At 59.1% G+C, this 16,229-nt stretch carries 12 protein-coding genes, 4 tRNA genes and 1 rRNA gene; all 17 read left to right on the forward strand.

The genetic code is table 11. The features are described from left to right. The 17 genes from rrf (at position 1) to rpoC (ending at position 16,163) form a co-directional block, all read left to right on the forward strand. Positions 1-115, forward strand: a 5S ribosomal RNA gene (gene rrf / locus HAQ05_RS17220). A gap of 194 nt (positions 116-309) precedes the next feature. Beyond that, positions 310-1,269: a bifunctional biotin--[acetyl-CoA-carboxylase] ligase/biotin operon repressor BirA gene (birA, locus tag HAQ05_RS17225; protein ID WP_190422765.1), complete on the forward strand. Its 960-nt coding sequence runs from the start codon at positions 310-312 to the stop codon at positions 1,267-1,269. Then, the gene (locus tag HAQ05_RS17230; RefSeq protein ID WP_190422767.1) at positions 1,259-2,005 is read left to right on the forward strand and encodes a pantothenate kinase; all 747 of its coding nucleotides are present in this window, start codon (positions 1,259-1,261) and stop codon (positions 2,003-2,005) included. Before birA ends, HAQ05_RS17230 begins: the two co-directional genes overlap by 11 nt. A gap of 7 nt (positions 2,006-2,012) precedes the next feature. After that, entirely contained in the window at positions 2,013-2,435 is a 423-nt protein-coding gene (locus HAQ05_RS17235; RefSeq protein WP_190422769.1) for a hypothetical protein, read from the forward strand. 132 nt (positions 2,436-2,567) lie between these two features. Continuing rightward, positions 2,568-2,652, forward strand: a tRNA-Tyr gene (locus tag HAQ05_RS17240). A gap of 24 nt (positions 2,653-2,676) precedes the next feature. Beyond that, positions 2,677-2,750 (forward strand) — tRNA-Gly (locus tag HAQ05_RS17245). A gap of 26 nt (positions 2,751-2,776) precedes the next feature. Next, a tRNA-Thr gene (locus HAQ05_RS17250) sits at positions 2,777-2,852 on the forward strand. 86 nt (positions 2,853-2,938) lie between these two features. After that, the gene (tuf, locus tag HAQ05_RS17255; RefSeq protein WP_190422772.1) at positions 2,939-4,132 is read left to right on the forward strand and encodes an elongation factor Tu; all 1,194 of its coding nucleotides are present in this window, start codon (positions 2,939-2,941) and stop codon (positions 4,130-4,132) included. A gap of 53 nt (positions 4,133-4,185) precedes the next feature. After that, positions 4,186-4,261: transfer RNA gene (locus HAQ05_RS17260), tRNA-Trp, on the forward strand. 47 nt (positions 4,262-4,308) lie between these two features. After that, positions 4,309-4,677: a preprotein translocase subunit SecE gene (gene secE, locus HAQ05_RS17265; protein ID WP_190422774.1), complete on the forward strand. Its 369-nt coding sequence runs from the start codon at positions 4,309-4,311 to the stop codon at positions 4,675-4,677. A gap of 9 nt (positions 4,678-4,686) precedes the next feature. Further along, a complete protein-coding gene (gene nusG / locus HAQ05_RS17270; RefSeq protein WP_108240418.1) occupies positions 4,687-5,220 on the forward strand; it encodes a transcription termination/antitermination protein NusG in 534 nt (177 codons plus the stop codon). Between the two features lie 119 nt (positions 5,221-5,339). Continuing rightward, positions 5,340-5,771, forward strand: coding sequence for a 50S ribosomal protein L11 (rplK, locus tag HAQ05_RS17275; RefSeq protein WP_190422776.1), 432 nt, complete (start codon positions 5,340-5,342; stop codon positions 5,769-5,771). Further along, the gene (rplA, locus tag HAQ05_RS17280; protein WP_190422778.1) at positions 5,771-6,466 is read left to right on the forward strand and encodes a 50S ribosomal protein L1; all 696 of its coding nucleotides are present in this window, start codon (positions 5,771-5,773) and stop codon (positions 6,464-6,466) included. The genes rplK and rplA overlap by 1 nt, the downstream gene beginning before the upstream one ends. Before the next feature lie 198 nt (positions 6,467-6,664). Then, the gene (gene rplJ / locus HAQ05_RS17285) at positions 6,665-7,165 is read left to right on the forward strand and encodes a 50S ribosomal protein L10 (RefSeq protein WP_190422780.1); all 501 of its coding nucleotides are present in this window, start codon (positions 6,665-6,667) and stop codon (positions 7,163-7,165) included. Between the two features lie 75 nt (positions 7,166-7,240). Continuing rightward, positions 7,241-7,606, forward strand: coding sequence for a 50S ribosomal protein L7/L12 (gene rplL, locus HAQ05_RS17290; RefSeq protein ID WP_190422782.1), 366 nt, complete (start codon positions 7,241-7,243; stop codon positions 7,604-7,606). 220 nt (positions 7,607-7,826) lie between these two features. Further along, positions 7,827-11,900: a DNA-directed RNA polymerase subunit beta gene (rpoB, locus tag HAQ05_RS17295; RefSeq protein ID WP_190422784.1), complete on the forward strand. Its 4,074-nt coding sequence runs from the start codon at positions 7,827-7,829 to the stop codon at positions 11,898-11,900. A gap of 63 nt (positions 11,901-11,963) precedes the next feature. Further along, complete coding sequence (rpoC, locus tag HAQ05_RS17300) at positions 11,964-16,163, forward strand: DNA-directed RNA polymerase subunit beta' (protein ID WP_190422786.1); 4,200 nt, start codon at positions 11,964-11,966, stop codon at positions 16,161-16,163. Positions 16,164-16,229: the final 66 nt, after the last annotated feature.

A 16,229-nucleotide genomic window follows, 5' to 3' on the forward strand; every position in this document is an offset into this window, starting at 1 on the left:
TTGACGACCATAGAGCGTTGGCACCACCTGATCCCATCCCGAACTCAGCAGTGAAACGACGCATCGCCGATGGTAGTGTGGGGTTTCCCCATGTGAGAGTAGGTCATCGTCAAGATTCAAACCCACAGAACCCCAATCGCTCACGCGGTTGGGGTTTTGTCTTTTACGGGCTTGTGGGGCCTTGCTCAACCCGCATTGCAAGGCAAGGCCACGCGGCACAAGGCGAGGTACCGCTTTCATGCGTCCGTTTCTATGCATCAGCGCCTTGCATGGCTATCATGCGGGCCTGGTTCACAGGCAGGGGCATCCATGCTGGCATTGTTGAAATTATTGGCAGACGGCCGGTTCCATTCCGGGGAAGCGCTCGGGCAGGTGCTCGGCGTTAGCCGCAGTGCTGTGTGGAAGCAGTTGCAGCAACTCGAAGCGGATTATCAGGTGCAGGTCCACAAAGTGCGGGGGCGTGGGTACTGCTTGCCGGCTCCGCTCGCGCTACTGGATGCTGAACAGTTGCAGCCGGCGTTGGGCGCTCAGGGGATTACCCTGGACCTCCATGCCACCATCGACTCCACCAATGCTCGGGCGTTGCGGCTGATTGCCGAGCAGGCGCCCCTGCCATGCCTGGTGCTTGCCGAGTGCCAACTTGCTGGGCGGGGGCGCCGCGGGCGCCAATGGGTAAGCCCGTTCGGGGAAAACCTCTATTACAGCCTTGCGTTGCGCATAGACGGCGGGATGCGGCGTATCGAAGGCTTAAGCCTGGTTGCCGGGCTCGCTGTATTGGCCTGTTTGAAGGAAGCCGGGGTGCCTGACGTGGTTTTGAAATGGCCCAACGATGTGTTGGTGGGCGATCGCAAAATCGCCGGGATACTGCTGGAGCTGGTCGGCGACCCAGCAGACATCTGCCACGTGGTATTAGGTGTAGGCATCAATGTGAACATGAAAGCTGCCCCTGCTGTGGACCAGTTGTGGACATCCATGCAATTGAGCAGTGGCCAACCGATGGACCGGAACCTGTTAGTGCTGGCCTTGAGCCAGCACCTGCTGCACTACTTACAACTGCACCGCGACCATGGCTTTGCCGCGCTGCGCGAACAATGGGAGCAGCACCATGCCTGGCAAGGCCGGCACGTCACTTTGCAGGCGGGTAGCCGGGCAACGTCCGGCAAGGTGCTGGGTGTCGACGATCACGGCGGCTTGCGCTTGAGTGTCGAGGGCGAAGAGCAGGTTTTCAGCGGTGGCGAACTCAGCTTGAGGTTGCGCGATGATTCTTGAGCTCGATTGCGGCAACAGTTTTGTCAAATGGCGGGTTATCACGGTGCAGGGGCTCGCTGTCAGCGGCGGTGTGGTCGAGTCTAACAATGAGCTGCTGCATACGTTAAGCGCGGCCCATGACGTTCATCTGCGAGTATGCCGCGTAGTGAGCGTTCGCAACGAAGAAGAAACCCGGAAGCTTACCGAAGCGATCGAAGCCGCCTTCTCTATCGACGTGCACGTGGCGCAACCCGCAATGGAACAGGCGGGCGTGCGCAACGGCTATGACGATTACCAGCGGCTAGGCATGGACCGCTGGGTGGCGATATTGGGCGCCTACGCCCAGGCGGGCGGCCCCTGTGTGGTGATCGACTTCGGCACGGCGGTGACCTCTGACTTCGTGGCCCAGGATGGCGCCCACCTCGGGGGCTACATTTGCCCGGGCATGCCGTTGATGCGCAGCCAGTTGCGAACCCACACCCGCAGAATTCGCTACGACGATGTGTCTGCCGAACAAGCCAAACATGCATTGCGCCCAGGCACGGCTACCGTCCAGGCGGTAGAGCGGGGGTGCGTGTTGATGCTACGTGGCTTTGTGGCAACCCAGTTGGAACAGGCGCGCTTGCTGTGGGGCGATGCCTTTACCGTGTTCCTGACCGGTGGCGATGCCCTGTTGGTTGCAGGCGTAGCACCCCAGGCCAAATACATCCCGGACCTGGTGTTCCAAGGGTTGGCGATTGCTTGCCCCTTAACGTGAGGTGACGATGCGCTGGTTGTTCGTGTTGCTGCTGGTGCTCAACGGCTTTTACTTTGTTTGGAGCCAACTCGAAGCACCCGTAACGCCCAAGGAGATCGACGGGCTGGCATCCGCCCGGCCGGCTGGGCAAGACATCCGCTTACTCAGCGAGCGCCAGGGCAAACCACCTGCCCAGGGCGAGAATTGCCTTTACCTGGGTGGGTTTGCCGACCGCCAAGCCCTGGGGCCGTTGCTGGAACATTTGGCGGCCGCCCAGGTGCAGGCCCAGCCGTATGCACTGCACGGCCCTCAAGGGCCCGTACATTGGCTACGGGTGGCGCCGCAGAGCCGCGAATTGGTGGGTGACCAAACACTGGCGGAGCTATCCAGAAATATCAAAGACTTAAAACATCAAATAATGCCATGCGAAGGCATTGCAACGGCTGAATAACTTGCATAGAATGGCGCCCGCTTCGCAGGGTTAAATAGAACTGCAAAGTGCTGTCGAATTGGCTAACCTCAAGATTTTAATGAGAAAAAGCTTGACAGCGAGTTGGGATCGGTTAGAATGCCGCCCACGTTCGGAGGGGTTCCCGAGCGGCCAAAGGGATCAGACTGTAAATCTGACGTCTACGACTTCGAAGGTTCGAATCCTTCCCCCTCCACCAGTTTTAGCGAGAGCTGCAAGCTCCGCGGGTATAGTTTAGTGGTAGAACCTCAGCCTTCCAAGCTGATGATGCGGGTTCGATTCCCGCTACCCGCTCCACGTTTGCTGTTGTTGCACGGTGCTTTGCTCTTGTAGCTCAGTTGGTAGAGCACACCCTTGGTAAGGGTGAGGTCAGCGGTTCAAGTCCGCTCAAGAGCTCCACTTTCGCAAAGGCAGATATGCAAATATCTGCCTTTGTTTTATAGAACGATGTGATTCGCTACATTCTTCCGCCGGAGATCGAGTAAATGGCTAAGGAAAAGTTCGAACGGAACAAGCCGCACGTCAACGTCGGCACCATTGGTCACGTTGACCATGGCAAGACAACGCTGACCGCTGCGCTGACCCGCGTTTGCTCCGAAGTTTTCGGTTCCGCTCGCGTTGATTTCGATAAGATCGACAGCGCCCCGGAAGAGAAAGCCCGTGGTATCACCATCAACACTGCACACGTAGAGTACGATTCTGCTGTTCGTCACTACGCGCACGTTGACTGCCCGGGGCACGCCGACTACGTCAAGAACATGATTACTGGTGCTGCGCAGATGGATGGCGCGATCCTGGTGTGCTCGGCCGCTGATGGCCCGATGCCGCAGACTCGCGAGCACATCCTGCTGTCGCGTCAGGTAGGCGTTCCTTACATTGTCGTGTTCCTGAACAAGGCCGACATGGTGGATGACGCCGAGCTGCTGGAACTGGTCGAAATGGAAGTTCGCGACCTGCTGAGCACCTACGACTTCCCGGGTGACGACACGCCGATCATCATCGGTTCGGCACTGATGGCGCTGAATGGCCAAGACGAAAACGGTTTGGGTACCACCGCGGTCAAGACCTTGGTCGAGACCCTGGACACCTACATTCCTGAGCCGGTGCGGGCTATCGACAAGCCGTTCCTGATGCCGATCGAAGACGTGTTCTCGATTTCCGGTCGCGGTACTGTGGTGACCGGTCGTGTTGAGCGCGGCGTGGTTAAGATTCAGGAAGAAGTGGAAATCGTTGGCCTGCGCCCGACCACCAAAACCACCTGCACCGGTGTTGAGATGTTCCGCAAGCTGCTGGACGAAGGGCGTGCGGGCGAGAACTGCGGTGTGTTGCTGCGTGGTACCAAGCGTGATGACGTCGAGCGCGGCCAGGTTCTGGCCAAGCCGGGTTCGGTCAAGCCGCACACCACCTTCACTGCTGAAGTGTATGTGCTGAGCAAGGAAGAAGGCGGCCGCCACACGCCGTTCTTCAAAGGCTACCGCCCACAGTTCTACTTCCGTACCACGGACGTGACCGGTAACTGCGAATTGCCGGAAGGCGTTGAAATGGTAATGCCAGGCGATAACATTCAAATGACTGTTACGCTGATCAAAACCATCGCGATGGAAGAAGGCTTGCGCTTCGCCATTCGTGAAGGCGGTCGCACCGTAGGTGCTGGTGTTGTAGCCAAAATCATTGCCTAAGCGCTTGTAATGTCCCCATCAGGCCGGCATAATGGTCGGCCTGATTCAGTTCTAGGTCAGTAGCTCAATTGGCAGAGCGACGGTCTCCAAAACCGTAGGTTGGGGGTTCGATTCCCTCCTGGCCTGCCAGATTCACTCTCGGTGAACCTGGCTTTCTTCTAACAGGATTTCCCTAGATGACACCGAAGGCTGAAGCCCAAGATTCCCGTTTCGACCTGCTCAAATGGTTGGTCGTTGTGGTGCTGGTGGTCGTGGGTGTCGTCGGTAATCAGTATTTCTCCGCCGCGCCTTTGCTGTATCGTGTGCTGGGTCTGATCGTCATTGCTGCTGTTGCTGCCTATATCGCGCTGCAAACCGCAAAGGGTAAGTCGTTTTTTGTCCTGGCGAAGGAAGCGCGTACCGAGATACGTAAAGTCGTTTGGCCAACGCGCCAAGAGACTGCGCAGACCACCATGATAGTGGTGGCCGTCGTTCTGGTTATGGCTTTGCTGCTGTGGGGGCTCGATTCCCTGCTCGGCTGGCTGGTTTCCTTGATTGTAGGCTAAGGGTGTCCCGTGGCTAAGCGTTGGTACGTCGTGCATGCTTACTCGGGTTACGAGAAGCATGTTATGCGCTCGCTGATCGAGCGTGTAAAGCTGGCTGGTATGGAAGACGGGTTTGGCGAGATTCTGGTCCCTACCGAAGAAGTGGTAGAGATGCGTAACGGCCAGAAGCGCAAGAGCGAACGAAAGTTCTTTCCCGGATACGTACTGGTGCAGATGGAGATGAACGAGGGTACTTGGCACTTGGTCAAGGATACGCCTCGTGTAATGGGCTTCATTGGCGGTACCGCCGACAAGCCTGCGCCGATCACAGACAAGGAAGCCGAGGCTATCCTGCGTCGGGTCGCCGATGGTAGCGATAAGCCCAAGCCGAAGACGCTCTTCGAGCCGGGTGAAGTGGTTCGCGTAACGGATGGTCCGTTTGCTGATTTCAACGGCACTGTCGAAGAGGTCAACTACGAAAAGAGCCGCATCCAGGTGGCAGTGCTCATTTTCGGCCGTTCCACCCCGGTGGAGCTGGAATTCAGCCAGGTCGAGAAAGTCTGACCCGGCACTAAGATCCCGCACCCCGCAGGCATTGGCTGCGGGGTTTTGTCGTCACTGGGATAAACCAAAGCAACTGGGGAGCCGCGCAGCGGCGTTCGTACCCAATAGTGGAGTAGCTCATGGCTAAGAAGATTCAGGCTTATATCAAGCTGCAAGTCAAGGCCGGCCAGGCCAACCCTAGCCCGCCCGTAGGCCCGGCTTTGGGTCAACATGGCGTGAACATCATGGAATTCTGCAAGGCCTTCAATGCTCGTACCCAAGGTATGGAAGCAGGCCTGCCCACTCCAGTGATCATCACGGTATACAGCGACCGCAGCTTCACGTTCGAAACCAAGAGTACCCCGGCATCGGTATTGCTGAAGAAGGCTGCTGGCCTGGCCAGCGGTTCGGCTCGCCCGAATACCGTTAAGGTCGGTACGGTTACCCGTGCTCAGTTGGAAGAGATCGCCAAAACCAAAGATGCTGATCTGACCGCTGCCAGCCTGGATGCCGCCGTGCGCACCATCGCCGGCTCTGCCCGCAGCATGGGCCTGAACGTGGAGGGTGTGTAATGGCTAAGCTGACCAAACGCCAAAAGGCGATTGCTGCCAAAGTCGAAGCTGGCAAGCAGTACAACTTCGAAGACGCCGCGACGCTGCTGGCTGAGCTGTCCAACGTCAAGTTCACCGAGTCGTTCGACGTTGCCGTGAACCTGGGCGTTGACCCGCGTAAGTCTGATCAAGTCGTACGTAGTGCCACCGTGCTGCCTCATGGCACCGGAAAAACCGTTCGTGTGGCCGTATTCACCCAGGGCCCGGCTGCTGAAGCCGCCTTGGCCGCCGGCGCGGACCGCGTGGGCATGGACGACCTGGCTGCCGAAATGAAAGGCGGCGACCTGAGCTATGACGTCGTTATCGCTTCCCCGGATGCAATGCGCGTAGTCGGCCAGTTGGGCCAAGTATTGGGCCCGCGCGGCCTGATGCCGAACCCGAAGGTCGGTACCGTTACGCCTGACGTCGCCGGCGCTGTGAAAAACGCCAAGGCTGGCCAGGTTCGCTACCGTACTGACAAGAACGGTATCATTCACACCTCCATCGGCAAAGTCGGCTTCGAAGCTGGCAAGCTGAAGGAAAACGTCGAGGCCCTGATCGCTGATCTGAAGCGTATCAAGCCGGCATCGTCGAAAGGTATCTACGTCAAGCGCGTTACCCTGAGCACCACCATGGGGCCAGGTTTGGTCATTGACCAAGGTTCGCTCGACGCTTGATGTCGTGGTGCGCGCCCTCGGGGCGTGCACCGCACCCAATTGGGGTCCCTGCCTGGCGGGGGCTGTCCAAGACCGTAGGCGGCGAAAGCCTTAAACCTACAGCCTACGCAGATGGTGCTCCCGATTCGTTACCGAATCAGACACCAAAACGACACCCGGCTCCGGCCGAGTGAAACGGTAAAATCCAGGAGTAAACCCGTGGCAATTAAACTCGAAGACAAGAAGGCCATCGTCGCTGAAGTCAACGAGGCTGCCAAGAGCGCGCTGTCTGCTGTCGCGGCTGATGCCCGTGGCGTGACGGTTGGCGCAATGACCGGACTCCGTAAAGAGGCCCGTGCAGCTGGCGTTTACGTACGTGTAGTACGTAACACCCTGCTGCGCCGCGCTGTTGAAGATACTGCGTTCAGTAACCTCAACGACGTGTTCAAAGGCCCGACCCTGATCGCCTTCTCCAATGAGCATCCGGGCGCTGCTGCCCGTATCTTCAAGGAGTTTGCGAAGGGTCAGGACAAGTTCGAGATCAAGGCAGCATCGTTCGAGGGCCAGTTCCTCGCAGCTAACCAGATCGACGTACTGGCATCCCTGCCGACTCGCGACGAAGCCATTTCGCAGCTGATGAGCGTGATTCAAGGCGCTACCAGCAAGCTGGCTCGCACCTTGGCGGCTATTCGCGACCAGAAAGAAGCAAGCGCGGCTTAAGCCAAGCAAGCCTTTCAGTTTATTTGTTTATTTTGATGGCCGCGAAGGCTATCCCCCAATACAGGAATTAGAGTCATGGCTCTGTCTCAAGAAGATATCATCAACGCCGTTGCCGAAATGTCGGTTATGCAAGTCGTTGAGCTGATCAAAGCGATGGAAGAAAAATTCGGTGTTAGCGCTGCCGCCGCTGTTGCTGCTGGCCCTGCTGCTGCTGCCGTGGTTGAAGAGCAAACCGAGTTCACCGTCACCCTGATCGCCACTGGCGAGAAGAAAGTGAACGTGATCAAGGCCGTTCGTGAACTGACCGGTCTGGGCTTGAAAGAAGCCAAGGACCTGGTTGACGGCGCGCCTAAAGCCATCAAAGAGAACGTCTCCAAGGACGAGGCCGAAGCGGCCAAGAAGACCCTGGAAGACGCAGGCGCCCAAGTCGAAGTCAAGTAAGTTTCGACCTTGGCACTGCAGCCTGAGCATCACGCAGACGGCTGATGGCTGGTGGCTTACGCCACCGGCCTTTTTCCGTTACAGCACCGCATACGATCGCGGGCTGTGACGAGCGGTATCCACCCAAAACGGGTGTTGCAAGCCAAGGGGCTTGCAGGATTTTCTGGCTGCTCCCGCCGGGAGGGGCCAAACAAGCAGGTGACCAAGCTGGGGAACGCTGATGGCTTACTCATACACTGAGAAAAAACGTATCCGCAAGGACTTTAGCAAGTTGCCGGACGTCATGGATGTGCCGTACCTCCTGGCCATCCAGCTGGATTCGTATCGTGAATTCCTGCAGGCGGGAGTGTCCAAGGATCAGTTCCGCGACGTCGGCCTGCATGCGGCCTTCAAATCTGTTTTCCCGATCATCAGCTACTCGGGCAACGCCGCCCTGGAGTACGTTGGTTATCGCCTGGGCGAGCCCGCATTCGACGTCAAGGAGTGCGTGCTGCGCGGCGTAACCTTCGCGGTTCCACTGCGCGTGAAGGTGCGCCTGATCATTTTCGATAAGGAATCGTCCAACAAGGCGATCAAAGACATCAAAGAGCAAGAGGTCTATATGGGCGAAATCCCATTGATGACCGAAAACGGTACCTTCGTCATTAACGGTACCGAGCGTGTGATCGTTTCCCAGCTGCACCGCTCTCCGGGCGTATTCTTCGACCACGACCGTGGCAAGACCCACAGCTCTGGCAAGCTACTGTATTCCGCCCGCATCATTCCGTACCGTGGTTCCTGGCTCGACTTCGAGTTCGACCCCAAGGACTGCGTGTTCGTGCGTATCGACCGCCGTCGCAAGCTGCCGGCGTCCGTGCTGCTGCGCGCGCTCGGTTATAGCACCGAGGAAGTGCTCGACACCTTCTACACCACCAACGTGTTCCATGTGAAAGGCGAAACCTTGAGCCTGGAACTGGTGCCTCAGCGCCTGCGCGGTGAAGTGGCGTCCATGGACATCACTGACGGCAGCGGCAAGCTTATCGTTGAGCAAGGCCGCCGCATCACTGCGCGCCATATCAACCAGCTCGAAAAAGCTGGGGTGAAAGAGCTTGAAGTGCCGTTGGATTACGTCTTGGGCCGCACGACCGCCAAGGCCATCGTGCACCCTGCCACCGGTGAGATCATCACCGAGTGCAACGTCGAGCTGACCACCGACGCCCTGGCCAAGATCGCCAAGGCCCAGGTCGTGCGTATCGAAACGTTGTACACCAACGACATCGACTGTGGCCCGTTCATTTCCGACACGCTGAAGATCGATTCGACCACCAACCAACTCGAAGCGTTGGTCGAAATCTATCGCATGATGCGCCCGGGCGAACCGCCGACCAAGGATGCCGCCGAAACGCTGTTCAATAACCTCTTCTTCAGCCCCGAGCGTTATGACCTGTCGGCTGTTGGCCGCATGAAGTTCAACCGCCGCATCGGCCGTGCCGAGATCGAAGGCTCTGGCGTATTGAGCAAAGACGACATCGTCGCCGTGCTGCGTACCCTGGTCGACATCCGCAATGGCAAGGGCGTGGTCGATGATATCGACCACCTGGGTAACCGCCGCGTGCGCTGCGTAGGTGAAATGGCCGAGAACCAGTTCCGCGTGGGCCTGGTGCGCGTCGAGCGCGCGGTCAAGGAACGCCTGTCGATGGCCGAAAGCGAAGGCCTGATGCCACAAGACCTGATCAACGCCAAGCCGGTGGCTGCCGCGGTCAAGGAGTTCTTCGGTTCCAGCCAACTGTCGCAGTTCATGGACCAGAACAACCCGCTGTCGGAAATCACTCACAAACGCCGCGTCTCTGCGCTTGGCCCCGGCGGCTTGACCCGTGAGCGTGCCGGCTTCGAAGTGCGTGACGTACACCCTACGCACTACGGCCGTGTATGCCCGATCGAAACCCCTGAAGGCCCGAACATCGGCCTGATCAACTCGCTGGCCGCCTACGCCCGCACCAACCAGTACGGTTTCCTCGAAAGCCCGTACCGAGTGGTGAAGGAAGGCGTGGTCACCGATGAGATCGTGTTCCTGTCCGCCATCGAAGAAGCCGACCATGTGATTGCGCAGGCTTCGGCAGCCATGAACGACAAGAAGCAACTGGTCGACGAACTGGTCGCCGTGCGCCACCTGAACGAATTCACCGTCAAGGCGCCGGAAGACGTCACCCTGATGGACGTGTCGCCCAAGCAGGTTGTGTCGGTGGCGGCCTCGCTGATTCCGTTCCTCGAACACGATGACGCCAACCGCGCGTTGATGGGTTCGAACATGCAGCGCCAAGCCGTTCCCACCCTGCGTGCCGACAAGCCGCTGGTCGGTACCGGCATGGAGCGTAACGTTGCGCGCGACTCCGGCGTGTGCGTCGTGGCGCGCCGTGGCGGTGTGATCGACTCCGTGGATGCCAGCCGCATCGTCGTTCGCGTGGCCGATGACGAAGTCGAAACCGGCGAAGCGGGCGTAGACATCTACAACCTGACCAAGTACACCCGTTCCAACCAGAACACCTGCATCAACCAGCGCCCGCTGGTGAACAAGGGTGATGTGGTACAACGTAGCGATATCATGGCTGACGGGCCGTCCACCGACATGGGCGAGTTGGCGCTGGGCCAGAACATGCGTATCGCATTCATGGCGTGGAACGGCTTCAACTTTGAAGACTCCATCTGCCTGTCCGAGCGCGTGGTCCAGGAAGACCGGTTCACCACCATCCACATTCAGGAACTGACCTGTGTGGCGCGTGATACCAAGTTGGGCCCAGAGGAAATCACCGCCGACATCCCGAACGTGGGTGAGGCCGCGCTGAACAAGCTCGACGAAGCCGGTATCGTGTACGTAGGTGCTGAAGTCAGCGCCGGCGACATCCTCGTGGGCAAAGTTACGCCGAAAGGCGAAACCCAGCTTACGCCGGAAGAAAAACTGTTACGTGCGATCTTCGGTGAAAAAGCCAGCGACGTGAAAGACACCTCCCTGCGTGTGCCAACCGGCACCAAGGGTACGGTCATCGACGTGCAGGTATTCACCCGCGACGGCGTGGAGCGCGACGCGCGCGCCTTGTCTATCGAGAAGAGCCAGCTCGACCAGATCCGCAAGGACCTGAACGAAGAGTTCCGCATCGTCGAAGGTGCCACCTTCGAGCGACTGCGTGCTGCCCTGGTTGGCCAGGTGGTCGAAGGTGGCGCGGGCCTCAAGAAAGGCACCGAGCTGGCCAACGACGTGCTCGATGGCTTGGAACACGGCCAGTGGTTCAAGCTACGCATGGCCGAAGACGCGCTCAACGAGCAGCTGGAAAAAGCCCAGCAGTACATCGTGGACCGCCGCCGCCTGCTCGACGACAAGTTCGAAGACAAGAAGCGCAAGCTGCAACAGGGCGATGACCTGGCCCCGGGCGTACTGAAGATCGTCAAGGTTTACCTAGCTATCCGTCGTCGCATCCAGCCGGGTGACAAGATGGCCGGGCGCCACGGTAACAAGGGTGTGGTCTCGGTTATCATGCCGGTCGAAGACATGCCCCACGACGCCTACGGTACTCCGGTCGATGTGGTGTTGAACCCACTCGGCGTACCGTCGCGTATGAACGTGGGTCAGATCCTGGAAACCCACCTGGGCCTCGCCGCCAAGGGCTTGGGCGACAAGATCAACCGCATGCTCGAAGAGCAGCGCAAGGTCGCTGAGCTGCGCCAGTTCCTCACCGAAATCTACAACGAGATCGGTGGCCGCCAGGAAAACCTCGAAAGCTTCACTGACGCTGAAGTACTCGAGCTGGCAAGCAACCTCAAGAAAGGCGTGCCGATGGCGACGCCGGTCTTCGACGGTGCCCGGGAACACGAGATCAAGGCCATGCTGAAACTGGCAGACATGCCCGAAAGCGGCCAGATGGTGCTGTTCGACGGCCGGACAGGTAATCAGTTTGAGCGCTCGGTGACAGTCGGCTACATGTATATGCTGAAACTGAACCACTTGGTGGACGACAAGATGCACGCCCGTTCCACTGGTTCGTACAGCCTGGTTACCCAGCAACCGCTGGGTGGTAAGGCGCAGTTCGGTGGCCAGCGTTTCGGTGAGATGGAAGTGTGGGCACTGGAAGCGTACGGTGCTGCGTATACCCTGCAGGAAATGCTCACGGTCAAGTCGGACGATGTGAACGGCCGGACCAAGATGTACAAGAACATCGTGGACGGCGATCACCGCATGGAACCGGGCATGCCCGAATCCTTCAACGTGTTGATCAAGGAAATCCGTTCCCTGGGTATCGACATCGATCTGGAAACCGAATAACACGTGACGTGAAGGGGAGGCGGCCTGTCGGCCGGCTCCCTGCTCCGCCAGGAGGAAAAGGCCTTGAAAGACCTGTTGAATCTGCTGAAAAACCAGGGTCAAGTCGAAGAGTTCGACGCCATCCGTATTGGTCTGGCCTCGCCTGAAATGATCCGTTCGTGGTCGTTCGGTGAAGTCAAGAAGCCAGAAACCATCAACTACCGTACGTTCAAACCCGAGCGTGACGGCTTGTTCTGCGCCAAGATCTTTGGCCCGGTCAAGGACTACGAGTGCCTCTGCGGGAAGTACAAGCGCCTCAAGCACCGTGGTGTGATCTGCGAGAAGTGCGGCGTAGAAGTCGCACTGGCCAAGGTGCGCCGCGAGCGCATGGCGCATATCGAACTGGCCTCGCCGGTCGCGCACATTTGGTTTTTGAAGTCGCTGCCGTCGCGTATCGGCCTGCTGATGGACATGACCCTGCGTGACATCGAGCGCGTACTCTATTTCGAGAGCTACGTGGTCATCGACCCGGGCATGACTACCCTGGAAAAGGGGCAGTTGCTCAACGACGAACAGTACTTCGAGGCCCTCGAGGAGTTCGGTGACGATTTCGACGCCCGCATGGGTGCCGAGGCCGTTCGTGAGCTGCTGCACGCTATTGACCTGGAACACGAGATCGGCCGCCTGCGTGAAGAAATTCCGCAGACCAACTCGGAAACCAAGATCAAGAAGCTGTCCAAGCGCCTGAAACTGATGGAGGCGTTTCAAGAGTCCGGCAACCTGCCCGAATGGATGGTGCTGACCGTTCTGCCGGTGCTGCCGCCAGACCTGCGCCCATTGGTGCCGCTGGACGGCGGCCGTTTCGCGACGTCGGACCTAAACGACCTTTATCGCCGCGTCATCAACCGTAACAACCGCCTTAAGCGCCTGCTCGACCTTTCTGCGCCCGACATCATCGTGCGTAACGAAAAGCGCATGCTGCAAGAAGCGGTGGATGCGTTGCTCGACAACGGCCGCCGCGGCCGTGCGATCACCGGTTCGAACAAGCGCCCGCTCAAATCCTTGGCTGACATGATCAAGGGTAAGCAAGGTCGTTTCCGCCAGAACCTGCTCGGCAAGCGTGTCGACTACTCCGGCCGCTCCGTGATTACCGTGGGCCCAACCCTGCGCCTGCATCAGTGCGGCCTGCCCAAGAAAATGGCACTGGAGCTGTTCAAGCCATTCATCTTCGGCAAGCTTGAAGTGCGTGGCCTGGCCACCACCATCAAGGCCGCGAAGAAAATGGTAGAGCGTGAGCTGCCCGAAGTTTGGGACGTGCTGGCTGAGGTGATCCGCGAACACCCCGTGCTGCTCAACCGCGCACCGACCTTGCACCGCCTCGGCATCCAGGCGTTCGAGCCCGTGTTGATCGAAGGCAAGGCGATCCAGTTGCACCCATTGGTCTGCGCCGCCTATAACGCCGACTTCGACGGTGACCAGATGGCCGTTCACGTGCCGCTGACCCTCGAAGCGCAGCTCGAAGCGCGCGCGCTGATGATGTCGACCAACAACATCCTCTCGCCTGCCAACGGCGAGCCGATCATCGTGCCTTCCCAGGACGTGGTGCTGGGCCTGTACTACATGACGCGCGAGGCGATCAACGTCAAGGGTGAAGGGCGCGTATTCGCCGACCTGCAGGAAGTCGACCGGGTATTCCGTGCCGGCGAAGCTGCGCTGCATGCCAAGATCAAGGTGCGTATCACCGAAACGGTGAACGAGCGTGACGGCACGTCGCAGACCAACACCCGCATTGTCGACACCACCGTCGGCCGTGCGCTGCTGTTCCAAGTCGTGCCTGCTGGCCTGCCGTTCGACGTCGTCAACCAGCCGATGAAGAAAAAAGCGATTTCGAAACTGATCAACCAGTGCTACCGCGTGGTGGGTCTGAAGGAAACCGTGATTTTCGCCGACCAGTTGATGTACACCGGTTTCGCTTATTCGACCATCTCCGGTGTGTCGATCGGCGTTAACGATTTCGTGATCCCGGACGAAAAAGCCCGCATCATCGGTGTTGCCACCGACGAAGTAAAAGAGATCGAAAGCCAGTACGCTTCCGGCCTGGTCACCCAGGGCGAGAAATACAACAAGGTGATCGACCTGTGGTCCAAGGCCAACGACGAAGTGTCCAAGGCGATGATGGCTAACCTCTCGAAAGAGAAAGTCATCGACCGCGAAGGCAAGGAAGTCGACCAGGAATCGTTCAACTCGATGTACATGATGGCCGACTCCGGGGCCCGTGGTTCCGCCGCCCAAATCCGTCAACTGGCGGGCATGCGTGGCTTGATGGCCAAGCCGGACGGTTCCATCATCGAAACGCCGATCACGGCGAACTTCCGTGAAGGCCTGAGCGTTCTGCAGTACTTCATCTCGACTCACGGTGCCCGTAAAGGCCTGGCCGATACCGCACTTAAAACCGCGAACTCCGGTTACCTCACTCGCCGCCTGGTCGACGTGGCGCAGGACCTGGTCGTTACGGAAGTCGATTGCGGTACCGAGCAGGGCCTGCTCATGACCCCGCACATCGAAGGTGGTGACGTGGTCGAGCCGTTGGGCGAGCGCGTATTGGGCCGAGTCATTGCCCGTGACGTGTTCAAGCCTGGCAGCGAAGAAGTCATCGTGCCGGCGGGCACATTGGTCGACGAGAAGTGGGTTGAGTTCATCGAGCTGAACAGCATCGATGAAGTCATCGTTCGTTCGCCGATCAGTTGCGAAACCCGTTTTGGTATCTGCGCCAAGTGCTACGGTCGCGATCTTGCCCGTGGCCACCAGGTGAACATCGGTGAGGCCGTGGGCGTTATCGCCGCTCAGTCGATCGGTGAGCCGGGTACCCAGCTGACCATGCGTACCTTCCACATCGGTGGTGCGGCCAGCCGTACCTCTGCGGCGGACAGCGTACAGGTCAAGAACGGCGGGATGGTGCGCCTGCACAACCTCAAGCACGTCGAGCGCTTGGACGGCAACCTGGTCGCGGTATCGCGGTCCGGTGAACTGGCCGTGGCCGATGAATTCGGCCGTGAGCGCGAGCGCTACAAGCTGCCCTATGGTGCGGTATTGTCGGTGAAGGAAGGCGACAAGGTCGAAGCAGGCGCCATCGTCGCCAAGTGGGACCCGCACACTCACCCGATCGTCACCGAGATGAAAGGTACTGTCACCTTCGTAGGCATGGAAGAAGGCATTACCATCAAGCGTCAGACCGATGAATTGACCGGTTTGACCAATATCGAAGTGCTCGATGCGAAGGATCGCCCGGCCTCTGGTAAGGACATCCGCCCGGCGGTGAAACTGGTAGGCGCCGATGGCAAAGACCTGTTGCTGCCGGGTACCGATGTACCGGCGCAATACTTCCTGCCGGCCAACGCGCTGGTGGGCGTTGCCGACGGTGCGCAGGTCGGGGTGGGTGACGTGATTGCACGTATCCCGCAGGAAACCTCCAAGACCCGCGACATCACCGGTGGTCTGCCGCGTGTGGCCGACTTGTTCGAGGCGCGCCGGCCGAAAGAAGCTTCGATCCTGGCGGAAATCAGCGGCACCATCGCATTCGGCAAGGAAACCAAGGGCAAGCGCCGCTTGGTGATCACGCCTACCGACGGCAGCGATCCCTACGAGGAATTGATTCCGAAGTGGCGCCACCTGAACGTGTTCGAAGGCGAGCAAGTGAACCGTGGGGAAGTGATTTCCGACGGCCCGAGTGACCCGCACGACATCCTGCGCTTGCTGGGTGTAAGTGCGTTGGCCAAGTACATCGTCAATGAGATTCAAGACGTGTACCGCTTGCAGGGGGTCAAGATCAACGACAAGCACATCGAGACCATCCTGCGTCAGATGCTGCGCAAGGTAGAAGTGGCCGAAGCCGGCGACTCCAGCTTCATCAAAGGCGACCAGGTCGAACTGACTCATGTGTTGGGCGAGAACGAGCGCCTGGCCAGCGAGGACAAGTTCGCGGCCAAGTTCTCCCGCGTGCTGCTGGGTATCACCAAGGCTTCGCTGTCGACCGAGTCGTTCATCTCCGCCGCATCGTTCCAGGAGACCACGCGCGTGCTGACCGAAGCGGCAGTCACCGGCAAGCGCGACTACCTGCGCGGGCTGAAGGAAAACGTGGTGGTGGGCCGTCTGATCCCGGCTGGTACGGGCCTTGCCTATCACAGCGAGCGTAAGCGCCGCCGTGAAGCAGACAAGCCGTTGCGTGTGAGTGCGAGCGAGGTCGAAGCGGCACTGACCGAAGCGCTGAACTCCAGCGGTAGCTGACCGAGACGCTGCGCCTGCTTCCTCTGCCCCAGCGGTAGGTGAAGCAGGCGTTGTCGCCTTGACGCG

This window comes from Pseudomonas typographi (assembly GCF_014694385.1).
Lineage (GTDB): Bacteria > Pseudomonadota > Gammaproteobacteria > Pseudomonadales > Pseudomonadaceae > Aquipseudomonas > Aquipseudomonas typographi.